The sequence below is a fragment of the Microbacterium sp. genome, from assembly GCF_032084865.1.
Classification (GTDB): domain Bacteria; phylum Actinomycetota; class Actinomycetes; order Actinomycetales; family Microbacteriaceae; genus Microbacterium.
Genome location: NZ_DAMDLU010000198.1, coordinates 1 through 3461, shown reverse-complemented (window position 1 = coordinate 3461; position 3461 = coordinate 1). Strand labels below are relative to the sequence as shown.

5 protein-coding genes are annotated in these 3461 nt (G+C 70.3%); 3 read left to right on the top strand and 2 right to left on the bottom strand.

Annotated elements, in window-relative coordinates:
* On the bottom strand, nt 1-387 hold a 387-nt coding region (locus tag RT309_RS14225), incomplete at its 3' end, for a UvrD-helicase domain-containing protein (protein WP_313358091.1).
* 149 nt (nt 388-536) lie between these two features.
* Here RT309_RS14225 and RT309_RS14220 point away from each other — a divergent pair.
* The gene (locus tag RT309_RS14220) at nt 537-761 is read left to right on the top strand and encodes a DUF3107 domain-containing protein (RefSeq protein ID WP_313358089.1); all 225 of its coding nucleotides are present in this window, start codon (nt 537-539) and stop codon (nt 759-761) included.
* Nucleotide 762: 1 nt separating this feature from the next.
* Nucleotides 763-1050, top strand: a complete 288-nt coding sequence (locus RT309_RS14215) for a hypothetical protein (RefSeq protein WP_313358087.1) — start codon at nt 763-765, stop codon at nt 1048-1050.
* 37 nt (nt 1051-1087) lie between these two features.
* Here the strand turns inward: RT309_RS14215 and RT309_RS14210 are convergent, their stop codons facing one another.
* Entirely contained in the window at nt 1088-1798 is a 711-nt protein-coding gene (locus RT309_RS14210) for a ferritin-like fold-containing protein (protein WP_313358086.1), read from the bottom strand.
* A 162-nt stretch (nt 1799-1960) separates the two neighbouring features.
* Here RT309_RS14210 and RT309_RS14205 point away from each other — a divergent pair.
* Nucleotides 1961-3461 (top strand): DEAD/DEAH box helicase (locus tag RT309_RS14205; RefSeq protein ID WP_313358084.1); only part of this gene is annotated, 1501 nt, incomplete at its 3' end.

Here is a 3461-nt window from a genome sequence, read left to right as displayed (position 1 = left end):
GCGACGCATCCCGTCCTCTGCGTCGCCGGCGAGCAGATCGGCGAGGATGCGGTCCTGGTCGGCGCCGGTGAGCAGGGCGGGCGGCTCGTGCCCGGCATGCACCATCGCACCGCGCACGAGCTGGAAGGCGAACGACCCGAGCGAGCGCGCGAGCGGACCCGGCGTCGCCTGGTCGATGAGCACGCCGATCCTGTCGCGCAGTGCCGTGGCCGCCTGGCGGCTGGGTGTGAGCACGAGCACCTCGTCGGCGGACACACCGGTGGCGAGCAGATGCACGACCCGGTCGATCAGCGTGCTCGTCTTGCCCGTGCCCGGCGCCCCGATGATGACGCCGGATGCGGCGGCGTCGCCGTTCACGACGGCGAGCTGCGCGGCATCCGGGATCATGCCTCCACGGTATAGCGGTCCGCCGACACCGGGCGTCGAGGCCGGGTGCGGTGCGCCTGTGCGCCCACGGCGAAATCGCGGCCGCCCGCCCGCCCGCCCGCGGGCCAGCCGGTAGAGTTGCCGGTGTTCGCCCAACCTGAGGAGATCGCGTGGAAATCCGCATCGGCATCATCAACACCGGTCGTGAGCTGAGCTTCGACACCTCCAGCACCGCTGACGAGGTGCGCGCTCAGGTGGTCGCCGCTCTCGAGCAGAACGCCAGCCACATCAGCCTCACCGATGCCAAGGGCAGCTCGTACATCGTGCCTACCGCGAACCTCGCCTACGTCGAACTGGGCACCGAGGAGTCCCGCCGCGTCGGCTTCTTCGCCTGACATGTACATCCTGCTCGCCCTGATCGCGGCGTGCTCGCTGAGTGTCGCCCTGCACTTCCTCCTGCCGCAGCGGCAGCTGCGCGGCGTGGCCGTCACCCCGGCCGTCGCGACTGCCACGACCGCCGCGGTCTACACGATCATGCAGTGGGCGGGTGTCGTCGAGGGCGACGTGTGGCTCTGGGTCGTGAGCATCGGCGCCGGGCTCGCGCTGTCCACGGCATCCACTCTCGTCCTCACGGCGCAGCGCACGCGCCGCGACGCGCTCGAGAAGCAGGCGCTCGGCATCTGACGCGGTTCGCCGCCGGATGCCCCGGCGGATCGGGATGCTACGAGGCGAGCCCCATGGCATCCATCCGCCTGGCGTGCGCGCCCATCAGCTCGGTGTACACCGGCTCGATCCGCTGATCGTCCGCCACGAGACGGCCGGGGCGCAGCGCGTCGCGGCACACCAGCAGCGTGTCGCCGACGAGGCGGCGCCCCCACATCGACAGCAGCGAGCGCCACTCGTCGTCGCTCTCGATCGTCTGCTGGATGATCGAGACGATCTCCCCGCCGCGGTCGTCCTGCCGGAGGATGGCGGCGACCCGTGCCCCGGTCTCGCCGTAGCTGCCGGCCAGCGCCAGGTAGAAGTCGTCGAGCATACCGGCCGTGAGGTACACCGCGAGCAGCGTCTCCTCCTGCCGCTCGCCGATGGTCTTGCGACGGAACTCGTCGAGGTTCTCGCGGAACGGCAGCATGATCTGCGTCGGGTCGTCACCGCGCTCGGCGATCACCTGCACGATCCCGCGATGCTTGTCGAGAGCGGCACCGGCGGCGCGCGACAGCGCCTCCTTGCGGGCCAGCTCCTGGGTGCCCCGGATGCCGCGACTGAGCGTCTCGAAGTAGCCGAGCTGCAGATAGGCGGCCTGCCCGAGGAAGCGGTTCAGCTCGGGGGCGAGCTCGGCGAAGTCGACCCGTGTGGTGCCGCTCGTCTCGCCGCGGCCGCGCAGCTTCAGCGTCCGCCGCTGGGGCGTGCGCTTCCAGAACCAGTTGACCACCCGCCCAGACTACTGGGCGAACGGCTGTCCTCCGGTAGGCTTGTCCCGTCCTGCCATCGGAGCAGGGCCCCGCGCCTGTGGCTGCATTGAGACGGCGTGGATCCGTTACGAGGCGCCCGCGTGGCACACTCCGCGCTCGCGCCGGACAGGCAAGAGAACACTGTGACTTCATTCGCTGATCTGGGAATCGATCAGGACATCGTCGACGCGCTCGCCGCGAAGGGCATCGTCGACGCGTTCCCCATCCAGGAGCAGACCATCCCCCTGGGCCTGCCCGGGCAGGACATCATCGGCCAGGCCAAGACCGGCACGGGCAAGACCTTCGGCTTCGGCATCCCCGTGGTGCAGCGCCTGGGCAAGGATCCCGAGCACGGCGTCAAGGCGCTCATCGTGGTGCCGACCCGCGAGCTGGCCGTGCAGGTGTACGAGGACATCGACCTGCTCACCTCGAACCGCTCCACCAGCGTGGTCGCGATCTACGGCGGCAAGGCCTACGAGGGTCAGATCGACCAGCTCAAGGCCGGCGCGCAGATCGTGGTCGGCACGCCGGGGCGCCTCATCGACCTGGCCAACCAGCGCCTGCTCGACCTCTCGAACGCGACCGAGGTCGTGCTCGACGAGGCCGACAAGATGCTCGACCTCGGCTTCCTCGCCGACATCGAGAAGATCTTCACCAAGGTGGCCGCCGTGCGTCACACCCAGCTGTTCTCGGCGACCATGCCCGGCCCGATCGTCGCGCTGGCGCGCCGGTTCATGTCGAACCCGATCCACATCCGCGCCACCGATCCCGACGAGGGCCTGACACAGGCGAACATCAAGCACATCGTCTACCGGGCGCACTCGCTCGACAAGGATGAGATCATCGCCCGCATCCTGCAGGCGGAGGGTCGCGGCAAGACGGTCATCTTCACCCGCACCAAGCGCGCCGCGCAGAAGCTCGTCGACGAGCTGAGCGACCGCGGCTTCAACGTCGGCGGCGTGCACGGCGACATGGGCCAGGAGCAGCGCGAGCGCTCGATGGCCGCCTTCAAGGCCGGCAAGCGAGATGTGCTCGTCGCCACCGACGTCGCCGCCCGCGGCATCGACGTCGACGACGTCACGCACGTGATCAACCACACGATCCCCGACGAGGACAAGACGTACCTGCACCGGGCCGGCCGCACCGGCCGCGCGGGCAAGACGGGCATCGCGGTCACGTTCGTCGACTGGGACGACCTGCACAAATGGGCGCTGATCAACCGCGCCCTCGAGTTCGGCCAGCCCGAGCCCGTCGAGACGTACTCGTCGAGCCCGCACCTGTTCAGCGACCTCGACATCCCGGAGGGCACCAAGGGTCGGCTGCGCACCGCTCCGAAGGCCGAGAAGCCCGAGTCGGAGCGTCGCCAGCGTCAGCCGCAGAAAGCAGCGGATGCCGCCGCGGAGGTCACCGATGAGGGCACCACCAAGCGGCGCCGGCGCCGTCGTCGTGGCTCGGATGCCGAGAAGGTGGGCGCCACGTTCGCCGAAGGCGCCGAGGGCACCGCAGGCACCGAGCCGGCATCCGGCTCGTCTCCCTCCGCAGAACGCGAGGCCGACGGTGCGGGCACGCACGACGGCGACGCGACCAGCGAGCACCGCGACGGCAAGCCCGCTCCGCAGCGCCGCCGGCGTCGTCGCCGCTCCG